General features: G+C 66.6%; 22 protein-coding genes. 14 read left to right on the top strand and 8 right to left on the bottom strand.

The features are described 5' to 3' along the window. Positions 1-118: 118 nt before the first annotated feature. From HHL27_RS03315 to HHL27_RS03305, 3 genes are all read left to right on the top strand, one after another. The gene (locus tag HHL27_RS03315) at positions 119-1,297 is read left to right on the top strand and encodes an aromatic ring-hydroxylating oxygenase subunit alpha (RefSeq protein WP_169491917.1); all 1,179 of its coding nucleotides are present in this window, start codon (positions 119-121) and stop codon (positions 1,295-1,297) included. Positions 1,298-1,380: 83 nt separating this feature from the next. Beyond that, on the top strand, positions 1,381-2,172 hold the full coding sequence (locus tag HHL27_RS03310) for a sugar phosphate isomerase/epimerase family protein (protein WP_169491916.1): 792 nt from the start codon (positions 1,381-1,383) through the stop codon (positions 2,170-2,172). Beyond that, entirely contained in the window at positions 2,169-2,516 is a 348-nt protein-coding gene (locus HHL27_RS03305) for an EthD domain-containing protein (protein ID WP_169491915.1), read from the top strand. The genes HHL27_RS03310 and HHL27_RS03305 overlap by 4 nt, the downstream gene beginning before the upstream one ends. Before the next feature lie 4 nt (positions 2,517-2,520). On the opposite strand, the gene HHL27_RS03300 is transcribed toward HHL27_RS03305, so the two are convergent. Further along, positions 2,521-3,303: a tyrosine-protein phosphatase gene (locus HHL27_RS03300; protein ID WP_169491914.1), complete on the bottom strand. Its 783-nt coding sequence runs from the start codon at positions 3,301-3,303 to the stop codon at positions 2,521-2,523. A gap of 121 nt (positions 3,304-3,424) precedes the next feature. Between HHL27_RS03300 and HHL27_RS03295 the strand changes: the two genes are divergently transcribed. Beyond that, complete coding sequence (locus tag HHL27_RS03295) at positions 3,425-4,396, top strand: alpha/beta hydrolase (protein WP_169491913.1); 972 nt, start codon at positions 3,425-3,427, stop codon at positions 4,394-4,396. Here HHL27_RS03295 and HHL27_RS03290 read toward each other — a convergent pair. The 4 genes from HHL27_RS03290 to HHL27_RS03275 all read right to left on the bottom strand — a co-directional run bounded on the left by HHL27_RS03290 (position 4,393) and on the right by HHL27_RS03275 (position 7,618). Then, a complete protein-coding gene (locus HHL27_RS03290) occupies positions 4,393-4,773 on the bottom strand; it encodes a response regulator (protein WP_169491912.1) in 381 nt (126 codons plus the stop codon). The two genes, HHL27_RS03295 and HHL27_RS03290, sit on opposite strands and share 4 nt — an antisense overlap. Beyond that, a complete protein-coding gene (locus tag HHL27_RS03285; RefSeq protein WP_169491911.1) occupies positions 4,770-5,849 on the bottom strand; it encodes a PAS domain-containing protein in 1,080 nt (359 codons plus the stop codon). Before HHL27_RS03285 ends, HHL27_RS03290 begins: the two co-directional genes overlap by 4 nt. 138 nt (positions 5,850-5,987) lie before the next feature. After that, on the bottom strand, positions 5,988-6,422 hold the full coding sequence (locus tag HHL27_RS03280; RefSeq protein WP_169491910.1) for a hotdog fold thioesterase: 435 nt from the start codon (positions 6,420-6,422) through the stop codon (positions 5,988-5,990). Then, positions 6,419-7,618: a M20 metallopeptidase family protein gene (locus tag HHL27_RS03275; RefSeq protein ID WP_169491909.1), complete on the bottom strand. Its 1,200-nt coding sequence runs from the start codon at positions 7,616-7,618 to the stop codon at positions 6,419-6,421. Before HHL27_RS03275 ends, HHL27_RS03280 begins: the two co-directional genes overlap by 4 nt. A 184-nt stretch (positions 7,619-7,802) precedes the next feature. Between HHL27_RS03275 and HHL27_RS03270 the strand changes: the two genes are divergently transcribed. Next, a complete protein-coding gene (locus tag HHL27_RS03270) occupies positions 7,803-9,053 on the top strand; it encodes an acetyl-CoA C-acetyltransferase (RefSeq protein WP_169491908.1) in 1,251 nt (416 codons plus the stop codon). 123 nt (positions 9,054-9,176) lie between these two features. Then, positions 9,177-10,181 (top strand): sensor histidine kinase, encoded by a 1,005-nt coding sequence (locus HHL27_RS03265; protein ID WP_169491907.1) that lies wholly within the window; start codon positions 9,177-9,179, stop codon positions 10,179-10,181. A 35-nt stretch (positions 10,182-10,216) separates the two neighbouring features. On the opposite strand, the gene HHL27_RS03260 is transcribed toward HHL27_RS03265, so the two are convergent. Further along, positions 10,217-11,593, bottom strand: coding sequence for a M28 family peptidase (locus HHL27_RS03260; protein WP_420874025.1), 1,377 nt, complete (start codon positions 11,591-11,593; stop codon positions 10,217-10,219). Between the two features lie 115 nt (positions 11,594-11,708). Between HHL27_RS03260 and HHL27_RS03255 the strand changes: the two genes are divergently transcribed. Further along, positions 11,709-12,500 carry a dienelactone hydrolase family protein gene (locus tag HHL27_RS03255; RefSeq protein ID WP_169491906.1) on the top strand — a complete coding sequence of 264 codons (792 nt, stop codon included), beginning with the start codon at positions 11,709-11,711 and terminating at the stop codon, positions 12,498-12,500. A gap of 45 nt (positions 12,501-12,545) precedes the next feature. On the opposite strand, the gene HHL27_RS03250 is transcribed toward HHL27_RS03255, so the two are convergent. Together HHL27_RS03250 and HHL27_RS03245 are read right to left on the bottom strand one after the other, a co-directional pair. Continuing rightward, entirely contained in the window at positions 12,546-12,731 is a 186-nt protein-coding gene (locus HHL27_RS03250) for a hypothetical protein (RefSeq protein WP_169491905.1), read from the bottom strand. A gap of 103 nt (positions 12,732-12,834) precedes the next feature. Beyond that, entirely contained in the window at positions 12,835-13,491 is a 657-nt protein-coding gene (locus HHL27_RS03245) for a TetR family transcriptional regulator (RefSeq protein ID WP_169491904.1), read from the bottom strand. Positions 13,492-13,585: 94 nt separating this feature from the next. On the opposite strand from HHL27_RS03245, the gene HHL27_RS03240 reads away from it, so the two are divergent. The 7 genes from HHL27_RS03240 to HHL27_RS03210 are packed head-to-tail and all read left to right on the top strand — an operon-like array spanning position 13,586 to position 21,724. After that, the gene (locus HHL27_RS03240; protein ID WP_169491903.1) at positions 13,586-15,604 is read left to right on the top strand and encodes an oxidoreductase; all 2,019 of its coding nucleotides are present in this window, start codon (positions 13,586-13,588) and stop codon (positions 15,602-15,604) included. After that, positions 15,601-16,470, top strand: a complete 870-nt coding sequence (locus HHL27_RS03235; RefSeq protein ID WP_169491902.1) for an SDR family NAD(P)-dependent oxidoreductase — start codon at positions 15,601-15,603, stop codon at positions 16,468-16,470. Before HHL27_RS03240 ends, HHL27_RS03235 begins: the two co-directional genes overlap by 4 nt. Next, positions 16,467-16,886 carry a Zn-ribbon domain-containing OB-fold protein gene (locus tag HHL27_RS03230; RefSeq protein WP_169491901.1) on the top strand — a complete coding sequence of 140 codons (420 nt, stop codon included), beginning with the start codon at positions 16,467-16,469 and terminating at the stop codon, positions 16,884-16,886. Before HHL27_RS03235 ends, HHL27_RS03230 begins: the two co-directional genes overlap by 4 nt. Further along, positions 16,883-18,031, top strand: coding sequence for a thiolase family protein (locus tag HHL27_RS03225; protein ID WP_169491900.1), 1,149 nt, complete (start codon positions 16,883-16,885; stop codon positions 18,029-18,031). Before HHL27_RS03230 ends, HHL27_RS03225 begins: the two co-directional genes overlap by 4 nt. Continuing rightward, positions 18,028-18,921: an SDR family NAD(P)-dependent oxidoreductase gene (locus HHL27_RS03220; RefSeq protein WP_206069330.1), complete on the top strand. Its 894-nt coding sequence runs from the start codon at positions 18,028-18,030 to the stop codon at positions 18,919-18,921. Before HHL27_RS03225 ends, HHL27_RS03220 begins: the two co-directional genes overlap by 4 nt. Then, positions 18,918-20,480 carry an AMP-binding protein gene (locus HHL27_RS03215; protein ID WP_169491898.1) on the top strand — a complete coding sequence of 521 codons (1,563 nt, stop codon included), beginning with the start codon at positions 18,918-18,920 and terminating at the stop codon, positions 20,478-20,480. The genes HHL27_RS03220 and HHL27_RS03215 overlap by 4 nt, the downstream gene beginning before the upstream one ends. Next, a complete protein-coding gene (locus HHL27_RS03210; RefSeq protein WP_169491897.1) occupies positions 20,477-21,724 on the top strand; it encodes an FAD-dependent oxidoreductase in 1,248 nt (415 codons plus the stop codon). Before HHL27_RS03215 ends, HHL27_RS03210 begins: the two co-directional genes overlap by 4 nt. Positions 21,725-21,833 lie beyond the last annotated feature (109 nt).

Here is a 21,833-nt window from a genome sequence, read left to right as displayed (position 1 = left end):
TGATCAAAGGGACAGGCCCCACCTGCCAAGTGTCACAGCTTGGCCGCTCTTTGCGGAATGGGCAGAGTCATGTTTGCGAGGCCGATCGACATGGGCCTCCCCGGGAGAAAGAACAGCCATGGACCGCATCGAACGCATTGGCGAAGTGGCCGCCATCATGCGCGACTACGTCGAGAACAAGCAGACCTTCCTGACCGAGAAGACGATGCGCGTTCCGACCGAGAGCTACACCGATCCCGACCAGTGGAAGGCGGAGATGGAGCTCGTGTTCAAGCGCGTCCCGCTGATGCTCGCCTTCACCGCCGAAATGCCGAACCCCGGCGATTACAAGGCGATGGAAGCCGTCGGTCTGCCGGTGCTGATCAATCGCGACAAGCAGGGCCAGGTTCGCGCGTTCCTCAACGTCTGCTCGCATCGCGGCGCGCCGGTGGCCAGCGAAGGCCACGGCAACTGCCCGCGCTTCACCTGCAAGTACCACGGCTGGACGTTCGGACAGGACGGCCGCCTGATCGGCGTTTCCGAAGCCAGCAAGTTCGGCGAAGTCGACAAGCCGGGCATGGGCCTGCGCGAACTGCCGTGCCAGGAAAAGGCGGGCATGATCTTCGTCGTGCTCACGCCCAATGCGCCGATCGACGTCGACAAGTTCTATCGCGGCTTCCTCGATGATTTCGAGGCGCTGGACTTCGGTTCGTGGACCTACATGGGCAGCCGCGTGATCGAGGGTGCCAACTGGAAGATCGCCTACGACGGCTATCTCGAAGGCTATCACTTCGCCTCGCTCCACCCCGAGACGATCTTCCCGCGCACGCCGTCGAACTGCATGCACTACGAAGGCTTCGGCCCGCACCAGCGCATCGGCTTCCCCCACCACAAGATCGCCGATGCGCTCAAGGACGTGCCGCGCGAAGAATGGGGGCACCAGGAAAACAACGGCTTCGACTTCGTGCGGATCATGTTCCCGAACGTGTCCGCCTTCATCGCGCCGGAAATCACGCAGGTCGCCCAGCTCTTCCCCGGACCGACGCCGGGCGAGAACCGCACCGTGCTCAACTACCTGCGCCGCGAGCCGCTCCGCGACGAGGAAGACCGCGCGAACGTCGAAGCCGCGATGAACTTCTTCCGCGACGTGACCTATACCGAGGACTACCTGATCGGGCTCGAGATCCAGAAGGGCCTGGAATCCGGCGCGCACGACGAGCTGACCTTCGGCCGCAACGAACGCGGCAACCAGTACTTCCACGAATGGCTGAACTGGTACCTTCAGGACGATCCCGACCTGCCCGAACCGGAAATGTAAGGCGCCGCGCGGGAGGATTGGCAAGGAGGTCGCTACCGACTTTGACAGTCCCCCGGCGCGCACCAACAAGGCAGGATCGCGTGATGAACCCGCTCAGCTTCGCCTCAGGCATCGTTCCCGAATTCGGGCCCGTCGACACGATCGAGGCCGCCGCCGCCGGTGGCTTCGACATGGTCGGCCTGTGGGTCGAACCGGCCGACTGGGCGGCGCAGACCACGCGCGAAGCGCGCGCAGCACTGGCAGCGAGCGGCCTTGCGCTGCTCGATGTCGAGGTGGTCTGGCTCAAGCCCGACAGCCTCGACGACGATCATCGCAAGGTCATCGACGTTGGCGCCGAACTCGGCGCGCGCAATGTCCTGTGCGTCTCGTCCGATCCTGACCACGGCCGCACCGCCGCGCGGCTTGCCATGCTGTGCGAGCACGCGGCGCCGGCCGGCATCCGCGTTGCGCTGGAGTTCGGCGTTTTCACGCAGGTGAAGTCGCTGGCGCGGGCGCTCTCGATCCTCGACGCCGTAGCTCACCCTGCCCGCGCCTTGTTGCTTGATCCGATTCACCTCGACCGCTCCGGCACCACGCTGGCGCAAGTCGCGGCGATCGATCCGGCGCTGTTGCCCTATGCGCAGTTCTGCGACGCTCCGGCCGAACGGCCCGACCCGGACGACTTTGCCGCCGTGATCGAAGACGCGATCGACTTGCGCGAACAATGCGGCGAAGGCGCCTTGCCGCTCGCTGCCTTGTATCATGCGCTGCCGCCCGGCATCCCGCTGTCGATCGAGCTGCGCAGCAAGGCCTTGCGCGAAGCTTTCCCTCATCCCGCGCTGCGCGCCGCGCAGGTCGCCGCCGCCACCCGCGCCTGGCTGGAGCAGCTTGCATGACCATCACCGTGCTCACCCTGCTCAAGCGCCGCGAAGGCATGAGCAAGGCCGACTTCATCGCCTACTACGAAACGAAGCACAGGCTGATCGGCGAAAAGGTTCTGGCCGGCTGGGCCAGCCGCTACGAGCGGCTCCACCTCCACCCGCTCGATGGCCAGACGCTCGACCACGATTTTGACGTCGTGCTCGAGATCGACTTTCCGGATCAGGCAACCTGCGATGCCTGCTTCGCCGCGATGGCCGATCCAGCAACGATGGACGAAATCGTCGAGGACGAACTGCAGCTGTTCGATCGCAGCCGGATGCGCACCTACGCGGTGGAGCGCCACCGCTCGGCGCTCTGACCGCTCAGGCGACCAGGTTCGCTTCCATCGCGCGTACCGCGTCCGGCCCCGCGCCGAGCAGCTGCTCGGCATAGGCTTCGACCGAACCGTACTGCTGGCGGATCGCGGCGAACGCCGTTTCGAGGAACTCGGGCCGCACGCCCATCAGCACGCGCACCGCGCCGTCTTCCATCCTTGCGCCGAAGCCCGACCGGACGGCCGTGGCACCCGCCGCGATCCGCGCCTCGGCATCGCCGGCCGTGTTGGTCAGGACATAGTCTGCGACGATGTCGTCGTGATGCACGCCCAGCAGCGTGTGCACGAGCGCCGCGGCCACCCCGGTGCGGTCCTTCCCGGCAAGGCAGTGCAACAGCGTGGGATGATCGTTCTCGGCCAGCGTGCGCAGATAGAGCCGATAGGTGCCGGCAAGCACAGGGCGAAACGGCAGGCGTTCGTAAAGCGCGGTCATCGCGTTGACCGCATCGCGTTCGCTGACCACTTCCCGCGCCATTTCCTCGTGCACCGCCGCGCCCTTCAGGCTGGCCGTCTCGCCCGGTTCGAACACCACGGCCGCGCCGAATTCGGGATGGCGCAGGCAGGGATAGGCCGCGCGTTCGCTGTCGCCGCGCAGATCGATCACCGTGCCGATACCAAGGCCCTGCACCGTCTCGAGATCGGCCTCGGTCGCTCCGACATGCTGGCCCGAACGCCACAGCACGCCCTTGCGCAGCGTGCCGCCGCGCGCCTGATAACCACCGTAATCGCGGAAGTTGTGGATTCCTTCGAGGGGAAGCACCCTATCCTGCATCGTCTCGAATCCCCGTGCCGGTTTCTGTTCGCAACTGATCGCATTGCCCTTGGCTCGACAAGCGACCCTCGTGCAAGCACAAAGCGACAGGACAAGAACAAGCCGAGGTTGGAGAGGAAATATGACAGAACAGCGCGATACCATCCATCTCGTCGATCCCGAGACGCTGCCGCTGCTCGAAGCGCTCGGCCGCGCCGTGCCGTTCACGCGTGAACTGCTGCCGGCCATGCGAGAGGCCGCAGCAGCGAGCTACGCCGCGCTCGGCACGCCGCAGGTCGAACCCGAGATCAAGCGCATTGCAGGTCCCGGTGGCGATCTGGACATCTACTGGTACGATCCCGATCCGGGCGCGCGCGATCGCCCTGCGCTGCTTCACATCCACGGCGGCGGAATGATCATGGGCTCTGCCAAGGCGATGATGGCTGGCCCGTCGGGCATGGCGAAGGCGCTTGGCATTCCGGTGGCCTCGGTCGAATACCGGCTGGCACCCGAAACGCCCTTTCCGGGGCCGCAGGAGGATTGCTTTGCCGCGCTCAAGTGGCTCGCGGCGGAAGCCGACGCGTTGGGTGTCGATGCCAGCCGTCTCGGCGTTGTCGGTGAAAGCGCCGGCGGCGGGCTCGCCGCGAGTGTCGCGCAGATGACGCGGGACCTCGGCGGGCCGGCGCTGGCCGCACAGATTCTTGTCTATCCGATGATCGACCACCGCACCGGCAGCGAGAATTGCCGCTGGAGCAACCGCACCACCGGCGAATTCATCTGGACCCGGCAGTCCAACCGCTTCGGGTGGGAAGCGCTGCGCGGCGACTACGCGGTCGATGACGATCGCAAAGGCTGGTTCTCGCCGAGCCTGGGCGAGGACCTGTCGAGCCTTGCGCCAACCTGGATCGGCACCGGCAGTCTCGACCTGTTCTTCGACGAAAACCTCGATTACGCGCGACGGCTCGTCGATGCGGGCGTGCCGGTCGAACTGCACAGCTACCCCGGCGCGATCCATGCCTTCAACGTCATCGCCGAAGCACGGATCGCCAAGGCCTTTTCGCGCGATATGCTGGGGGCAATCGCGGCGATGCTGAAGCTGCCTGCTCGTCCCTAACCGGCGCGGCGCTGTTGCGCGATCAGACCCTGCAGCGCGCGTGACACCACGACCGCTGCAGGCGTCGGCTTGGGCACGAGCACGCCGCCCAGTTCACGTACGGCCTCGTCCATCCGGTCGAGGTCGCCGGTGTGCAGGACATAGGGGATGCCCATCGCAGCCAGCGCCCGGGCAACAGGCTCGCAGGTGCGTCCCTGGCCAAGCGAGACGTCAAGGATAGCGGCCGAAATCTCCTCGGCCGCGACGATCTCCAGCGCCTCGTCCGCTTCGAGCGCTGTCAGCGGCACGCACCCTGCATCTTCAACCGCGAATTCGAGATCGAGAAGGATCAACGGCTCGTCGTCCAGCACCAGAACCTGACACGGCAAGTCGCTCATCCCACCTCCTCGCGCAGCGGCAATCGCAGCGTCGCGCGCAGCCCCTGCGGCCGCCACTCACGCTCGATGTTGCCGCGTGCCATGCCCAGCATGCGATCGACGATACTTCCGGCCTTCGGGCTCATCGTCACGCCCGCGATGTCCACGTTGGGCCCGCCTTCCTCGATCCAGTCAATCACGATCGTGGGGTGCTCCGCGCCGCCATTGCGAGTCCAGCGCACGGTAACGTTGCCGGCAGGAACACTCAGCGCGCCATGCTTCACCGCATTGGCGGCAAGCTCGTGAAGCGACAGCCCCAGCACCGAGACGGCAGAAAAATCGCTTCGCAGCCCGTTGCCTTCGAAGCGGATGCGCTGGCCTTCGGGATCATAGGGTCCCAGTACCGAACGGATCGCCTGGCCCACCTCGATCGACCCGGACGAAGCTTCGTCCAGCGTCGTCTCGTAGGCGCGGCCCAGCGCCTGGATGCGGTCGTTGATCTCGCGCGCTTCGGTCTCGATTCCGCGCGCGCGGCCAGTGAAATTGACGATGCCGCCGATGACCGCGAACATGTTCTTCATCCGGTGCGACAGTTCGCGCGCCAGTTCACGGGCATGGCGCTCGTCCGCACGGGCGGCGCGCACGTCCGATACGTCCCACTGGCTGCCGAAAAAGTAGAGCAGCCGCCCCTGGTGATCGTAGATCGGCCCAAGGTGCAGCGCGTTCCAGAACGCCTCGCCGTTCTTGCGGTAATTCAGGATCTCGACGACGACGACATCCTCCTGCGCCAGCGCGGCGCGGATGCGCGCTACGGCCGCGGGGTCGGTGCCGGGTCCTTGCAGGAAGCGGCAGTTACGCCCGACCGTTTCGCTTTCGTCGTAGCCAGTCAGATCGCGGAAGGCACGGTTGGCGAAAACGATCGGCTGATCCTCGGTGTAAGGATCGCAAAGGCAGATGGCCATGCGGGTTTGCGCCATGGCCTGTTCGAACAGCACACCAGACGCGCCGGAGAAAGAATCTCCGGGATGACTGGCGCGAAAGCGGTCGGGGCTGTCGTCATACGCCCGATGCGCCTGATCTTCCCGATGTGTTGGCAATGAAGGTTCCTGGTCTTTCGTCTAAGATGCACGCGGCAAGCCCCTTGCGCGTCAATGTCCATGGCGCGCGTCAGGTTCCCTCATCCTGATTAAAAACATCGAAATTCGCACCGGGTGCCCCGAAAGGCAGAGATTTCATCACTTTCGATCGATCGGGATCACCGCAACCGTCAACCGCGAGACGCAGACCAACCGCTCTGCTTCGTCGGTGATGCGGATGGACCAAACGTGCGTAGTTCGGCCGATCGCTTCCGCGCTGGCCCTTGCATAGACGAACCCGTCGCGCACCGGACGGATGTGGTTGGCGTTGATCTCCATGCCGACGCAGGCGAATTGCGACGGATCGACACAGAACGCCGCAGCAACCGAGCCGGCCGTCTCGGCCAGCACCACCGAAGCACCGCCATGCAGCCGTCCGAACGGCTGGTGGACCTTTTCGTTGACCGGCATGCGGATCGTCAGCGCGCCTTCGTCGACGGAGACGAACTCCACATCCAGAAAGCCGGGCATCCCCCGGCCGAAGCTGTCACGAAGAAACGCCTCATCGGGCAACTGCCCACCAAACCAGATCATGAAAACCCCTTTTCCAGAAAGCGGACCGCGCAACCTGCCAGCAGCGCGGTACCCAGCGGCATGACGCTCTCATCCACCATCATCCGGGTCGAATGAATGCCGCAGCATTGGCGCCAGTCGTCGCCTTCGTGGCTGACGCCCAGGAAGAACATCGCCCCCGGCGCCTTTTCCAGCACGTAGGAGAAGTCCTCGGCCCCCATGATCGGATGCGCGAGGCGGACGAACCGGCCCTCCCCGACAAGATCTTGCGTCACCGCTTCGCCCAGCGCCACCGCGCGCTCGTCGCAGACCGTCACGGGGAAGCCGCGTTCGATCCGCACGCTTGCCGTCATGTCGTGCGCCGCGGCGATGTGCGTGGCCAACCGCTCGAGTTCGGCTGGCAGGCGGTCGCGGTTGCCGGGTGACAGGGTGCGCATCGTGCCGGTCAGCACGGCGCGATTGGCGATGACGTTGTGCGCCGTGCCCGCCTCGATCTTGGCGACGGTCACTACCACCGGGTCGGAGACGGCGAACTTGCGCGTAACCATCGCCTGGATCGCGCCGACGATCTCGCAGGCGACCGGCACGGGATCGCGCGTCTGGTGCGGCATCGAGGCGTGGCCGCCGCGTCCTTCGACCGTGATGGCGAATTGATCGGCCGAGGCGAGCAGGGCTCCGGTCCGCCCGGCGACGAGCCCGTGCGGGCTGTCGGGCATGATGTGCAGGGCAAAGGCGGCATCTGGCAGCGGATCGATCAGCCCGTCGTCGAGCATGAAGCGCGCGCCATGATGGCCCTCCTCGCCCGGCTGGAACATGAACTGCACCCGCCCGGCGATCTTCTCGCGCATCGCGCAGAGCACCTCGGCGGCGCCCGCCAGCATGGCGGTGTGCGTGTCGTGCCCGCAGGCGTGCATCCGCCCGGCGATGGTGGATGCAAACGGCAGCCCCGTCTCCTCGGGCATCGGCAGCGCGTCCATGTCGCCGCGCAGCAACACCGTGCGGCCCGGCCCCGCCCCGCCTTCCAGCGTTGCCACAAGCCCGGTGGTGGAAGGCCCTTCCCGCCACGTCAGCGGCAGGTGCGCCAGCGCCGCCCGCACCTTGTCGCGCGTCAGCGGCGTGTGCAGCCCCAGTTCCGGCTCGGCATGGATCGCGCGGCGCAGCGCCACGATCTTGTCGGACAGGGCGTGGGCCTTATCGAGCAGGGCTGCATCGGACATCGCGCAATTCCTTCGTGTGGCGGCCGGTTTTCATAAGGGCAGCAAAGGCCTGCTGTCGAGTGCGCCGGGCGTGCAGCTTTACCCTTGCGTAAGGCGGGCCCACCCTTTAATCGCTCGTTTAAACAACCGGGACTCAGAGCCGGACCCCAGAGGGGGGTCTCGCCGGACTGTTGAGGAGAGAACCATGGCCGAAGCCTATATCATCGACGCCGTGCGCACCCCGCGCGGCATCGGCAAGCCCGGCAAGGGCGCGCTGTCGCACCTTCACCCGCAGCATCTCGCCGCGACCTGCCTCAAGGCGATCAAGGACCGCAACAACCTCGACACCTCGACCGTCGACGACATCATCTGGTCGACTTCGTCGCAGGTCGGCAAGCAGGGTGGCGACCTCGGCCGCATGTCCGCGCTGGCCGCCGGTTACGACATCACCGCCTCGGGCACCACGCTCGACCGCTTCTGCGGCGGCGGCATCACCTCGGTCAACCTGGCCGCGGCGGCCGTCATGTCGGGCATGGAAGACTGCGTCATCGCCGGCGGCACCGAAATGATGAGCTTCACTGCCGCCTACGGCGCGGAGCAGGCCAACGCCGGCATCCGTCCGCTCGGCATGGGCTCGGGCAACCCCGAGCTCGACGCGATCCACCCGCAGTCGCACCAGGGCGTCTGCGGCGACGCGATCGCCGCGCTCGAAGGCATCACCCGTGAAGAGCTCGACGCGCTCGCCCTCGTCAGCCAGGAACGCGCCGACCGCGCCATCCGCGAAGGCCGCTTCGACAAGTCGCTGGTCACCGTCTACAATCCCGACGGCACCGTGGCACTCGACAAGGAAGAGTTCCCCCGCCCCGAAACCACCGCCGAAGGCCTCGCCTCGCTCAAGGCCAGCTTCGACGGTATCGCCGATTTCGATCAGGGCAACGGCTTCACCTTCCGCAAGCAGATCCAGCGTCGCTATCCCGACCTCAACTGGAAGGGCGTGCACCACGCCGGCAACAGCTCGGGCGTCGTCGATGGCGCCGCCGCGCTGCTGATCACGTCGCCGGAATACGCCGAAAAGCACGGTCTCAAGGCGCGCGGCCGCATCGTTGCCTACGCCAACCAGGGCGATGATCCAACGCTGATGCTCAACGCGCCGGTCCCTGCTGCCAAGAAGGTGCTCGAAAAGGCCGGTCTCAAGGTCGAGGACATCGACCACTGGGAAATCAACGAGGCTTTCGCCGTCGTAGCCGAAAAGTTCATCCGCGACCTCAAGCTCGACCGCACCAAGGTCAACCCGAACGGCGGCGCAATGGCGCTCGGCCACCCGATCGGCGCGACCGGCTCGATGCTGATCGGCACGGCGCTCGACGAACTGGAGCGGACCGGCGGCCGTTACGGCCTGATCACGATGTGCGCGGCTGGCGGTATGGCCCCGGCGCTGATCATCGAACGGATCTGATCGTAGCGCACCACGCGATTGCGTAAAACGACAAGGCCCGGACGGCGGAAGCGCGCGCTACCGCCGGACCGGGCCTTGCCACAGTTGCAAAGGCAACAATTCACGGGCAGGTTGCCAAGCGACATGTCCATTCTGCCGCGCCAGTTGTTCCAGCCCATTCGCGGCACGGTTCCCCGATATGCTGCCGGGATCGCGCTTTTCATCGCCGGCTCTGCCGTGCGCTTTGCAGCCGACCATCTGCTTCCGCCGGGATTTCCGTTCCTGACGTTCTTCCCCGCGGTGATCCTTGCCACGTTCCTTGCCGGACGTGGTCCGGGCATCGTCTGCGGAGTGCTGAGCGGCCTCGCTGCTTGGTACTTCTTCGTCCCCCCGCTCTATAGCTTCGGGGTCAATTCGGGCGTGGCCACGGCCATGCTGTTCTACGCCTTTGTCGTTGCCGTCGACATCATGCTGATCGACGGCCTGGTCCACCGCCAGCGCCAGCTGGAAGACAACGAGATCCGCCTGACGCTGGCTGCCGAGCGCGAACGTCTGCTGTTCAAGGAACTGCAGCACCGCGTGGCCAACAACCTGGCCACCGTGGCGGCGATGCTGCGGCTGCAGCGTCGCCAGATCGCCGCCGATCCGCACACCGCGCTTGATGCGATCGACCGGGCCAATGCCCGGATCGAACTGATGGGCGAGATCCACCGCCAACTGTACGATCCGGTCTCGCTCAACCTGCCGCTGTCCCAACAGATCCGCCGCGCTGCCGAACATGCCCGCGTCGTCGGCTCGGCCGATCACGTACAGGTCGATATCGACGTTGCCGATGCCCGGCTGGAAGTGGGCCGGCTGATGACGCTGGTCCTGCTCATCACCGAACTGCTCGGGAACAGCTTCAAGCATGCGTTCGATGGCCATTCCGCCCCGGCAGTTCGCGTCACGATCGAGCGCGCTGGGGAGGGCCGCCTGCGCCTGATCGTTGCCGACAATGGCGTAGGCCTGCCCGAAGCGACGCAGCCGCCGCAGCCGCGCCGCGGGCTCGGCACCGCGATCATCCAGGGCTTCGTCACCCAGCTGGGCGGCAAGATGCAGGTGGAAAACCTCGGCGGGGTCACCACCGTGGTGGAATTCGCCGAGGCCTGATCGGTCCGTCCAGCCTGCCCTTGTAAAGGTCCCGGCTATTCGGGCGGGTTGACACTGGCGATCGCCGGCGCATTGGCCACGATCTCCAGCACCTGCGTCCATGCAGCGACGTTCTGCTCCAGCGCGGCAGGATCGATCTTGTCGAGCGTATCGTCGGGCGTGTGGTGCAGATCGAAGTAGTGGGTGCCATCCTGGCCCATGTCGACCACAGCCAGCTTCTGCGCCGCGATCACCGGTTCCACGTCGGTCCCTCCGCCCGCCGTGCCGCGCCCTGCGACGATCCCCATCGTGCCGAGCGCGGCGACTATGCTGTCGGCCAGCGGCTTGTCGGCCGGTGCGAAGCGCGTCTGCACGCGCCAGACCCGGTCGGCACCGAAGTCGCTCTCCATCGCCAGTGCGTGCGGCTCGGCATGCGCCTTGGCATAGGCTTCGCCGCCAAAGCCGCCCAGCTCCTCGCTGCCCGCCCACAGCACGCGGATCGTGCGCAAGGTCTGCCCCGCCGCTTGTGCGCGCAGGGCCGCGGCGGTGACGATGGCGCAGCCCGATGCATCGTCGATCGCTCCGGTGCCAAGATCCCAGCTGTCGAGATGGCAGCCCACCAGCACCGGCGGCAGCGAAGGATCGCGGCCCGGCAGGTCGCCCACCACATTGCCCGAAGGCAGCCCCTCGACCGTCTTGCCGGTCAGCGTCAACGCGATGGTCACCGGCTTGCCCAGCTTCGCCAGCCTGCCGATCAGGTCGGCATCGGGGTTGGACACCGCGCCCGCCGGGATCGGCTTCACGCCTGCGCCCCAGCTCGTCACGCCGGTATGGGGATTGCGATGGCTGTCGGTGCCGACCGAGCGGATGACCACTGCCAACGCTCCCTTCTGCGCAGCGACGGTCGGCCCTTCGCGACGAACCTGGCCGTAAGGCCCATAGCCCGATCCGTCCTGTGCCGCGCGCATGGCATGGTCGATGAACGCGATCTTGCCGGCGAGCGATCCCGCCGGAGCCGCCTTCAGCGCGGCAAGCGTCGGAAAATAGACCAGCTCGCCCTCGATCCCCTTGTCGGGTGTCGCGCCGCTGTACCCCAACGCCGTCACCGCCAGCATCTGCGGCACGGGGCTGGTGATCCGCGCCTTGTCCACCCCGCGCTGATAGCCGCGGATGGTGAACGGCTCGACCTTCACGTTGCGAAAGCCCAGTGCCTGCAGCTTCTGCGATCCCCACGCCCGTGCGCGGGCTTCGGCCTCGCTACCGGCCAGCCGCTGGCCGATCTCGGTGGTCAGCCCCGAAACGATGTCCCAGGCGACCGTATCGGCGGGTGCTGCGGGCGCCACGGGCATGGCCGGAGCGGCCATCGCGGAAGCGGACAGGACAGCGGGCGCTGCGGCGAAAACGGCGAGAGCCGGACGAACAATGTTACGCATGCGACCGGGTTTAGGCACAAGGTGCTGAATTGCAAACATCTTGTGTGGAGCAATCCCTCGATTGCCAGACAGGTGCGAACGCGTCACAGTCGCGGCCGGATGCGGGGGGAAGATCATGCAGAATCCCGAGGCTTTCGCAGGCTACGACGCCTTTGATTTCACCGATGGTCCATGGACCCGCCGCGTCTGGCGCAAGGGCACCGGCCCCGCCGTCATCGTCATGCACGAAATGCCCAACCTGCACCCGCAGGTGCTGCGTTTCGCCAATCGCGTGGCGGATCAGGGCATGACCGTCTATTGCCCAAGCCTGTTCGGCGAAGACGGTCGCACCCCCTCGCGACGCTACACGATGGGCCAGATGCTATGGTCGATTTGCGTGCGGCGCGAATTCAACGTCTGGGCCAACGGCAGGTCTAGCCCCATCGTTGACTGGCTGCGCGCGCTGGCCCGCAAGGCGCACGGCGAATGCGGCGGACGCGGCGTCGGCGCGGTCGGCATGTGCTTCACCGGGGGATTTGCACTTGTCATGATGACCGAGCCGTCGGTCGTCGCCCCCGTGCTGTCGCAGCCCTCGCTGCCGCTGGGCCGCAAGGGCGCCGCGCGGATCGACGCCAGCGCCGAAGAGATCGCCTGCGCCAAGCGGCGGCTCAAGGAAGAAGACCTCACCATGATGGCACTGCGCTTTCCGAGCGACGGCTATGTCCCCGATGCACGCTTTGCGATGCTCAAGGAAACCTTCGGCGATCGCTGCGTCACCGTTGAATTGCCCGACACCGACGCCAACCCGAATGCGCCCATTGCACCGCACTCGGTGCTGACCTGGCATCTGGTCGACGAACCGGGCAGCGCCACGCGCCAGGTGGAGCAGGACGTAATCGCCTTCTTCAAGCGACGCACCGCCGCCTGACACTTGGGCTGGCCTTTGGGTAACGGCGCACGCGCCCGCTGCCCGTCAGGTCGCGCTGTCGCTGCTCCTGCGCTGGACCTCGGCGCGCGCGCGCGCCCAGCGACGCTTGCGAATGCGCCGGACCGGAATTTCGCAATGACGGCAATGGCTGACGAAGTCCCGGCCGTCCCATTCGACGGCATTGCGCTGCGGCGCATGACGGTTGAGCAGGCATTGCAGCCTTGCAAACATGTTTCAGCCCCCCGAACCGGAGCCGATGGCTCCATAATCGGGCGGCTTACTCAACCAAAATGGAGAGAAATGGAACCGCCTTGTTGGCGCGAACACATTTCGGTCATCGAGCCTCAAGCAAGGCCGCAGCCGTCACGATCAGGTCGTCCAGCGCCTTGTCCGAACGCCAGCGCCGCCGTTCTGCGACGCCTTCGGCAAGAACCGCCTCGCGCTCTGCCAGCAGCGCAGAGATGTAGCTGCCGAAGAAGCCGAAGCGCCGGCTCTGCGTTTCGCGCGGCAGGTGCGCCAGCAGGCGACGCAAGTGCGTCAGGCAGCGCTGGTATCCGGCGTTGTACCGGCCCGCCAGCGTGCGGTCGATCAGCCCCGGATCGTAGAGCGCCAGCCGCATCAGGAAGCGGTTGAAGTACGATCCGTGCTCCTCGTCCTCGTCGGCGAAGGCTACCGATGGCACGATCACCGCCGCCACCGCCTCGCGCACCGTGCGCGGGCCACCGGCCGCTTCCAGCTCCGTCAGGAACGCATGGCGTCGCGCTTCGATTCGCTGCGCCCCGTCCACGAGGATACGTTCGACCAGCGCGTCCTTGGTGCCGAAGTGATAGGCGACCGCGCCCTGGTTGCGTTGCCCCGCCTCGCGCGCGATCTCGCGCACCGTCACCGCCCGGATTCCGCGCTCTGCGAACAACCTGCGCGCCGTCTTCAGCAGGACGCGCGAGGTCTCGCTCTCCCCTTCCTCGACCACCGGAACCGAATTGACTTGCACTGCGCCCGCCTGTAGTTAATCGTGCAATTAAGTCATATGACTTAGAGGATGGGGCGACCGCTAGACCAAAACGCGGCGCCGGGAAAGGATGACCATGAGCAAGCTGTTCGAACCCTTCGAGGCGAAGGGTCTGACGTTCAAGAACCGCCTGATCCACGTTCCGACCACGCTCAACATGTCCGACCCGCAAGGCTACGCCACGCGCCGTCTCGCCGCGGCCTATGGCTCGCTGGCCAAGGGCGGCTATGCAGCGACGCTCGTCGGAGCGACCTGCGTGCGACGCGATGGCCTCATCAACGAACGCATGCTCGGCCTCTATGACGAAGACTATGTCATCGAATTCCGCGACACGGTTTCCGAGATCAAGAACAACGGCTCGCTCGCCGGCATCCAGCTGTTCTACGGCGGCCTTATCCCCGGCCTTGGCACCACCGTGCCGCTCGAAGCGGGCAAGGGCTGGATCCCGGGCACCGTCGCCTGGGGCCCCAGCAACAAGTACGTGATCGGCAACCCCGAAAGCGGCGTCGTGCCGACCGAAGTCTATGACGATATCGTCGAAAGCTTCGCGCAGGCCGGCCGTCGCGCCAAGGAAGCCGGGTTCGACTTCCTGTCGTTCCACTTCTGCCACGGCTCGCTGCCGCACACCAACCTGTCGCTGCTCGCCAATCAGGGCCGCACCGACAAGTACGCCGACCGCTTCTACATGTGCGAGGCGATCATCGAGCGCACGCAGGAGCTGTGCGGCAAGGATTTCCCGCTGATCCCGCGCCTGTGCTGCGATGAAAACCTCGAAGGCGGGTACGACATCGAATACTTTGCCGAACACTATGCCCCGCGCCTCCACGCGCTCGGCATCTCGGTGCTCGACTGCACCTTCGGCTCGATGCTCGGCGCGCCCAGCCGCCGGGCCGACATCCATTCGACCGAGTTCATCGGCCCGTCGTTCTACACGCCCAAGGTCGTCAACAAGGACAACATCCAGAAGCTGCGCACCGAACTGCAAAAGCGCGGCATCGACATGCCGCTGATCGGCTCGGCCAACCTCATCACGCCGGATCACCTGCGCACGATGGTCGACGAGGCCGGGGCCGATTTCGCCGGCGTCTGCCGCCTCTCGCTCGACGATCCCGATTTCCCCAACAAGATGATGCAGGGCCGTGAGGACGAGATCCGGCTGTCCACCCACACCGGCGCGTCGCTGCTGCAGGGCAACATCTTCGGCAAGGGTTGGGCGGGTTCCGCGCAGAACCCCGTGTTCGGGCGCGAGGACGAATACCGCATCGTGCCCACCAACCGGCCGAAGAAGGTCGTGGTCGTCGGTGGCGGCTCGGGCGGCATGGAATATGCGCTCACCGCCGACGAGATCGGCCATGACGTCGTGCTGTTCGAAAAGGCAGCAACGCTCGGCGGCGCGATGGACTGGGCGGGCAACTACCCCGGTCTGCCCAACATGGAGATGCTGCGCTATCAGCCTTCCTACCACCGCAAGATGATCGCCAAGTCGAAGGTCGACGTGCGCTGCGGCGTCGATGCCGACGTCGCGATGATCCTTGCCGAAAACCCCGATGTGGTCGTGGTCGCCACGGGCGCCAGGCCGATCGCCATCGAAGTACCGGGCCTTGCCGAAGCGCGTTCCAGCGGCCTTGCCTTGCGCATCGACGAAGCCATGCGTCGCGACGATCCGCCCGCGATCGGCAAGCGCGTGGTCGTCGTCGGCGCGGCCGAAGGCGCCGAACTCGCCATCGATTACAAGCTGCGCGGCCACGATGTCCGCCTGGTCGAGGCCGGCCCCGCCTACGCGCCCGCCAACTACATCGGCTCGCGCGTCTGGGCGATCATGGGCATGATGGCCTATGCCGGGCTCGCCGCCGAACCGGGCCTTGCGCTCAAGGCGATCGAGGGCAACGAAGCCGTCTTCGCAGGCGCCGATGGCGAGGTCCGGATCGAAGCCGACACCATCGTGATCTGTTCGGGCCGCGAAGCCGACAACAGCCTGGAGCGCGCGTTCATGGGCAAGCCGGTCGCGGTCCATGTCGTGGGCGATGCCCGCACGCCGCGCTCGTATGCCAACGCGATCCACGAAGCCGCCTACCTTTCGAGGACCGTCGCATGACGGCCGCAGGTACCGGTCGCCTTTCCGGCAAGGTCGCGCTTGTCACCGGCGGCTGCTCGGGCATTGGCCTGGGCATCGTCGAACGCTTCGTGGCAGAGGGCGCGCAGGTGCTCGCCGCCGATCTGCAGGACGAAAAAGGCGCCAATCTTCAGGCCCGCTTCCCTGGCAAGGTCGCCTATCGCCACTGCGATGTCACGAATGAGGCGGATATCGCCGCCGCCTGCGCCGCCGCCGCGTCGGAATTCGGCGGACTCGATATTCTCGTCAATAACGCTGGCGCGGGTGGAACCCCGGCGGGCTCGATCGACATGACCATCGAAGGCTGGGACCAGACCCACTCCCTGCTGCTGCGCGCGCCCATGCTCGGCACCAAGCACGCTGCGCCGCTGATGATCGCGCGCGGTGGCGGCGCGGTGGTCAACATCGCTTCGATCGCCGGGCTCGAAGCCGGCTGGGGCCTCGCCTACGGCGTCGCCAAGGCCGGCGTCATTCACCTCTCCAAGCTCTCGGCGGCAGACCTTGCCGTGCACAACATCCGCGTCAACGCGATCTGCCCGGGCGTGATCGTGACGCCGATCTTCGGCATGACCTTGGGGCTCGACCGGGCTGCGGCGGATCAGATGACCGCTGCGCTGGTCGAAGGCGCGACGCAGATGCAGCCCCTGCGTCGCGCCGGTTCCCCCACCGACATCGCCGGCGCCGCGCTTTACCTCGCCAGCGATGATGCAGCCTTCGTCACCGGCACGCACCTCGTCGTCGATGGCGGCATCACCGTGGGCCAGCGCATCTCGTGGAACCCGGAAGCCGTCTTGCCGATCCACCTCGCCATGGCGGCGCACGCGCCCACGCCGGAGGATGCGGCATGACCACGACCGAAGCTGTCCGCCCCCTGCTGCCGGTGATCGAGCCGAACGACGGGCACCCTTATGTCGCCGGCAGCCGCTGCAAGGCTTGCGGCCACACCTACGTCGGCACCCGCGACGTCTGCGCCAAGTGCACCGCGCGCGATGCCATGGAGCACGTCCAACTCGCGGAAACGGGTAAGGTCTGGGCCTGGACCGTGGTCCATCGCAGCTTCCCCGGCGTCGCCACCCCGTTCGTCGACGTGATCGTCGATCTCGACGATGGCGCGCACATCAAGGGCACGCTGGTCGATGTCGAACCGGACGCGGTCACGCCCGACATGCCGGTGCGCATGGTCTTCCGCGAGGTGATCCCGGCGGGCGCGGACAAGCCCTACCTCACCTATCTGTTCGTCCCCGCGCAAGGAGCAGCGGCATGAGCGACGTCTACGTTGTCGGCATCGACATGATCCGGTTCGGCCGCTTCCCCGATCGCACGGTCCCCGGCCTTGCCGCCGAAGCCGCGCTGATGGCGCTGGATGACGCGGGTCTTTCTATCCGCGATATGCAAGCGCTCTATTGCGGCAACCTCGGTCAGGCCAACGGCATGGTCGGCCAGCGCATGCTGGCCGAGATCGGCCAGACCGGCATTCCCGTGGTCAACGTCGCGAACGCCTGCGCCACCGGCGCCACGGCGTTCCGCGATGCCTGGATCGCGATCAAGGCCGGGCTATACGACACCGTCCTTGCCGTCGGCGTCGAACAGATGGGCAAGGGCCTGCTTGGGGGCACCGGCGGCGGGCCTTCGCCCGAAGGCCTCGTCGGCTCCTATACCATGCCCGCGATGTTCGCGCAGATCGGCATCGAGCACGCCCGCAAGTACGGCACGACGTTCGAGCAATTCGCCAAGGTGTCGGTCAAGAACCACCACCACTCCACGCTCAACCCGAAGTCGATGTACCGCAAGGAAACGCCGCTCGAGGAAGTGATGGGCGCGGAGATGATCGCGTACCCCAACACCAAGCTGATGTGCTCGGTGAACGTCGATGGCTCGGCCGCGGCGGTGCTGATGGCCGAAGACAAGGTGCGCCGGCTCGGCCTGATGGACCGCGCCGTGCGGATCCGCGCTTCGGAAATGAGCTCGAACCCCTTTGCCGAACGGCAGATGGCCATGCCCGACTTCAGTGCTGCCACCCGCGCTGCCGCCAAGTCGGCCTACGAACGCGCCGGGATCGGCCCGGACGAGGTCAACCTCGTCGAACTGCACGATTGCTTCGCCACGGCCGAACTCGTCCACTACGAGAACCTCGGCCTCTGCGCCGATGGCGAAGCGGGCCGGCTGATCGACGAAGGCGTCACCGCGCTTGGCGGCAAGGTGCCGGTCAATGTCTCCGGCGGCCTGCTGTCCAAGGGCCACCCGCTCGGCGCCACCGGCATCGCCAACATCTACGAAGTCGCCACCCACCTGCGCGGCAAGGCCGGTGCACGGCAGGTCGAAGGGGCTCGGATCGGCCTCACCCACGTCGTCGGCGGAGGACCCGGCATGGGCACCGCCTGCGCCATCCACGTGCTGGAGAAGGCATGATGAAGGACTTTTCGGGCAAGGTCGTCGTCGTCACCGGCGGCGCATCGGGCATCGGCTATGCGCTGGCCGAAGGCGCGCTCGACCGCGGCGCGAAAGTGGTGATCTCGGACATCCGCGAAGACACTCTCGCCGAAGCCGTCGCGACGCTCTCTGCCAAAGGCGAAGTGCTCGGCGTGAAGGGCGACGTTGCGAAGTACGAAGACGTCGAAGCGCTGGCGCAAGCCGCCGTCGACCGCTTCGGCAAGGTCAACGTGCTGTTCAACAACGCCGGCGTGTTTGCGGCGGGCGTCACCTGGGAAGTCAGCCTCGAACAGTACGACTGGGTGATCGGCGTCAACCAGCGTTCGGTGATCCACGGCATCAAGGCCTTCGTGCCACGCATGATCGCGCAAGGCGATGAATGCCACGTCGTTACCGTCTCGTCGGGCGCGGGCATCACGGTCAATCCGGGCTTCTGCTCCTATTCGATGACCAAGCACGCCGTCCTCGCGCTCAACGAAGCGCTTTGGCTCGACCTGCAGACGCAAGGCGTGCCCAACGTCGGCGTCACCGTGGTGATGCCCGGCGTGGTGCAGTCGAAGATCATGTTCCCCGAAAAGACCTCGGGCGCGCTCGAAGGCGAAGTCGCCCAGCGCCTGTCGAACCCGGTTCTGGCGGCCGTCGAAGCATCGATGCGCGACGCCGTCGACAACGGCCTGCCCCGCGCCGAGCTGGTGCGCATGGTCTATGACGCGATCGGGAACGGCGATCTCTACGTCCTGCCCAACTTCACCGACGAAGGCTCTCAGGCCATCGCGCAGGGCATCGCATTGGGCCGCGCCACCGCGCAGAACTGGTACCCCAACCTCATCGCCCCGCTGCTCGAAAGCATGAAGGAGGCCGCACAGTGACCGAATTTCTCCACCCTTCGCTCTACCCGGTCAACGCCGTCCTCAATGCGCTGGAACGCGATCGCAACAAGCCGATCGTCGAACTGGCGGGCGAGCCGGCCTGGACCGGTGGCCAGATCCTCGACACCACGAGCCAGCTGACCCAGGCGCTGATCGCGGCCGGCATCGGCAACGGCACGCGCATCGCGCTGCTGGCCGGCAATTCGATCGAGGTGCTGCTGCTGCACAATGCCATCGGCTATGCCGGCGGCTGCCTCGTCGCGATGCACCCGATGGGCTCGGCCGACGACCACCTCTTCGCCATCGAGGACGCGAACGTCGAAGTCCTGCTCTATGATCCCCGGAAGTTCGAACGCCGCGCCGCAGAACTCGCCGCGCGGACCGACCGGCTCAAGGTCGTGCTCAGCCTCGGCCATGGCGAAAGCGGCCAGGATCTGCTCGCGCTCGCCCGCCAGTATACGCCGGGCCCGCTCGTGCCCCCCGTCATGGACCCGGGCACGATCACCCGCCTGTCCTATTCGGGCGGCACCACCGGCAAGCCCAAGGCGATCCCCGGCAACCCGCGCACTGGCGGCACTGCGCTGTCGATCATGATGAGCGAGTGGGAATGGCCCATCGAACCGCGCGTCCTCGCCGTCGTGCCGCTGAGTCACGCCGGCGGCTCGCTGTTCGGCCCCACGCTGCTCAAGCACGGCACGATGGTCGTGCTCCCCGCGTTCGAGCCGGGCGCGGTCCTCGCCGCCATCGAGAAGTACAAGATCACCTGCACCATGCTGGTGCCGACGATGATCTACGCGCTGCTCGATCATCCCGATTTCGACAAGTACGATCTCTCCAGCCTCGAGACGATCTTCTACGGCGCCTCGCTGATGAGCCCGGCGCGCCTCAAGGAAGGCATCGAGCGACTGGGCAAGGTGTTCTTCCAGTTCTACGGCCAGGCCGAAGCGCCGATGACTGTCTCGGTCCTGCGCCGCAGCGAACACGATCCCGACAACCCGCTGCGCCTCGCCTCGTGCGGCCGCCCCGTGCCATATGTCGACGTCGCGCTGCTGGGGGACGACAACCAGCCGGTGCCCGATGGCGAACCGGGCGAGATCTGCGTGCGCGGCCCGCTGGTCATGGACGGCTACCTCGATCGCGAGGAGCAGAACCGCGAAACGCTTGCGGGCGGCTGGCTCCACACCGGCGATGTTGCCGTGAAGGACCCCGACGGCTTCCTGCGCATCGTCGATCGCAAGAAGGACATGATCGTCACCGGCGGCTTCAACGTCTTCCCCAGCGAAGTCGAAAACGTGATCGCCCAGCACCCCGCTGTGGCGCAGGTCTCGGTCTTCGGCATTGCGGACGAAAAGTGGGGCGAAGCGGTCTGGGCCGCCTGCGTGCTGCGCCCGGGCCAAACGGTCGAGGACGGCGAGCTGATCGCGCTGGTGCGCGAACACAAGGGCCCGGTCCAGGCACCCAAGCGCGTCGTCTTCGTCGATTCCATCCCCCAGACCGCGGTGGGCAAGCCCGACAAGAAGGCCCTGCGCGCCACTTATGCCGCGGCGGTGGCGGCATGAGCCGGCACGACCTTATCATCGTCGGCGGCGGCCTTGCCGGCTCCGCCCTCGCCTCGGTCATGGCCCGCGCCGGCAAGGAAGTGTTGCTGCTCGAAAAGTCGACGGTCTACGAAGACCGCGTGCGCGGTGAATGGATCGCGCCCTGGGGCGTCACCGAAGTCCGGCGCGTCGGACTTTACGACACGCTGATGGCGGCAGGCGGCCACCACCTGACCAGCCACGTCACCTACGATGAAACCGTCGCACCGGGCGAAGCCGAAGCCAAGGCCATCGACCTTGGCATCTTCGCGCCCGATGTGGCCGGCCCCTTGTGCCTGCGCCACCCGGTCCACTGCCAGACCCTGTTCGACAAGGCTGGCAACGATGGCGCAACCACGCTGCGCGGGGTCGAGGTCAGGCAAATGCAGCTCGGCGCCGATCCGTCCGTCACCTACGTCCACGAAGGCGTCGAGCATGTCGCCCATGCCCCGCTCGTCGTCGGCGCCGAAGGTCGCCAGTCGATGGTGCGCAAGGCCTGCGGCCGCGCGCTGGTGCAGGACAAGCCGCACCACTGGTTCGCCGGGCTCCTCGTCGACGGCGTGCAGGGCTGGAACGATACCCGCCAGGCGATCGGCACAGAGGACGACTTTGCCTTCCTCGCCTTCCCCCAGGGCGGCACCCGCATGCGCGTGTACGGCGGCTGGGCGCTCGATCAGGCCAAGCGCTTTGCCGGGGCAGACGGCGCGGACAAGTTCCTCGCCGCGTTCCGCATGAAGAGCGCGCCGCACAACGACGCCATCGCCGACGGCACCCCGGCCGGCCCGCTCTATGCCTATTACAACAACAGCTCGGTCGTCGATGCGCCGCATGCGCAGGGCGGCGTGCTGGTAGGCGACGCGGCCGGCTGGAACGACCCGATCCTCGGCCTCGGCCAGTCGATCACCTATCGCGACGTGCGCATGGTGAGCGACATCCTCAAGGACACGGCATCCGGCGCCGCGCCCGATTTCCGCCCCTACGAGGAAGAGCGCCGCGAACGCATGCGCCGCCTGCGCTTCACCGCCTACATCCAGGCGACGCTCGACATGGAGTTCGACGAAAAGGCCCGCGCGCGCCGCCACCGCTACCACGAAATGGGCGCGGTCGATCCCACCATCGGCATGCACGCCGCCGCGGTCCTCGCCGGCCCCGAAGCTTTGCCGCCCGAAGCCTTTACGCCGGAACACGCCGCCCGCGTCCTGGGAGAGGAGCCTGCCTTCGCCTGACGGGCAGTCATTGCATAACGGAGGGCCGGCCGCGCGGGTTGAGGGACGCGCGTGCGCCTGGCTATCCGGCCCGTCGCTTGGGAGACGGGTACGGGGCGCCTGCTGGAGA

This window comes from Novosphingobium olei (genome assembly GCF_012927405.1).
GTDB classification, from domain to species: Bacteria; Pseudomonadota; Alphaproteobacteria; order Sphingomonadales; family Sphingomonadaceae; genus Novosphingobium; species Novosphingobium olei.
Note: the sequence above shows the minus strand (reverse complement) of the source record. Positions and strands in the feature narration are given on the sequence as shown.

What these genes read in the sequence shown, in the direction of transcription:
- HHL27_RS03315 (WP_169491917.1), top strand. Translation starts at nt 119, where the DNA reads ATGGACCGCATCGAACGCATTGGCGAAGTGGCCGCCATCATGCGCGAC.
- HHL27_RS03310 (WP_169491916.1), top strand. Translation starts at nt 1,381, where the DNA reads ATGAACCCGCTCAGCTTCGCCTCAGGCATCGTTCCCGAATTCGGGCCC.
- HHL27_RS03305 (WP_169491915.1), top strand. Translation starts at nt 2,169, where the DNA reads ATGACCATCACCGTGCTCACCCTGCTCAAGCGCCGCGAAGGCATGAGC.
- HHL27_RS03300 (WP_169491914.1), bottom strand. Translation starts at nt 3,303, where the DNA reads ATGCAGGATAGGGTGCTTCCCCTCGAAGGAATCCACAACTTCCGCGAT.
- HHL27_RS03295 (WP_169491913.1), top strand. Translation starts at nt 3,425, where the DNA reads ATGACAGAACAGCGCGATACCATCCATCTCGTCGATCCCGAGACGCTG.
- HHL27_RS03290 (WP_169491912.1), bottom strand. Translation starts at nt 4,773, where the DNA reads ATGAGCGACTTGCCGTGTCAGGTTCTGGTGCTGGACGACGAGCCGTTG.
- HHL27_RS03280 (WP_169491910.1), bottom strand. Translation starts at nt 6,422, where the DNA reads ATGATCTGGTTTGGTGGGCAGTTGCCCGATGAGGCGTTTCTTCGTGAC.
- HHL27_RS03275 (WP_169491909.1), bottom strand. Translation starts at nt 7,618, where the DNA reads ATGTCCGATGCAGCCCTGCTCGATAAGGCCCACGCCCTGTCCGACAAG.
- HHL27_RS03270 (WP_169491908.1), top strand. Translation starts at nt 7,803, where the DNA reads ATGGCCGAAGCCTATATCATCGACGCCGTGCGCACCCCGCGCGGCATC.
- HHL27_RS03265 (WP_169491907.1), top strand. Translation starts at nt 9,177, where the DNA reads ATGTCCATTCTGCCGCGCCAGTTGTTCCAGCCCATTCGCGGCACGGTT.
- HHL27_RS03260 (WP_420874025.1), bottom strand. Translation starts at nt 11,593, where the DNA reads ATGCGTAACATTGTTCGTCCGGCTCTCGCCGTTTTCGCCGCAGCGCCC.
- HHL27_RS03255 (WP_169491906.1), top strand. Translation starts at nt 11,709, where the DNA reads ATGCAGAATCCCGAGGCTTTCGCAGGCTACGACGCCTTTGATTTCACC.
- HHL27_RS03250 (WP_169491905.1), bottom strand. Translation starts at nt 12,731, where the DNA reads ATGTTTGCAAGGCTGCAATGCCTGCTCAACCGTCATGCGCCGCAGCGC.
- HHL27_RS03240 (WP_169491903.1), top strand. Translation starts at nt 13,586, where the DNA reads ATGAGCAAGCTGTTCGAACCCTTCGAGGCGAAGGGTCTGACGTTCAAG.
- HHL27_RS03235 (WP_169491902.1), top strand. Translation starts at nt 15,601, where the DNA reads ATGACGGCCGCAGGTACCGGTCGCCTTTCCGGCAAGGTCGCGCTTGTC.
- HHL27_RS03230 (WP_169491901.1), top strand. Translation starts at nt 16,467, where the DNA reads ATGACCACGACCGAAGCTGTCCGCCCCCTGCTGCCGGTGATCGAGCCG.
- HHL27_RS03225 (WP_169491900.1), top strand. Translation starts at nt 16,883, where the DNA reads ATGAGCGACGTCTACGTTGTCGGCATCGACATGATCCGGTTCGGCCGC.
- HHL27_RS03220 (WP_206069330.1), top strand. Translation starts at nt 18,028, where the DNA reads ATGATGAAGGACTTTTCGGGCAAGGTCGTCGTCGTCACCGGCGGCGCA.
- HHL27_RS03210 (WP_169491897.1), top strand. Translation starts at nt 20,477, where the DNA reads ATGAGCCGGCACGACCTTATCATCGTCGGCGGCGGCCTTGCCGGCTCC.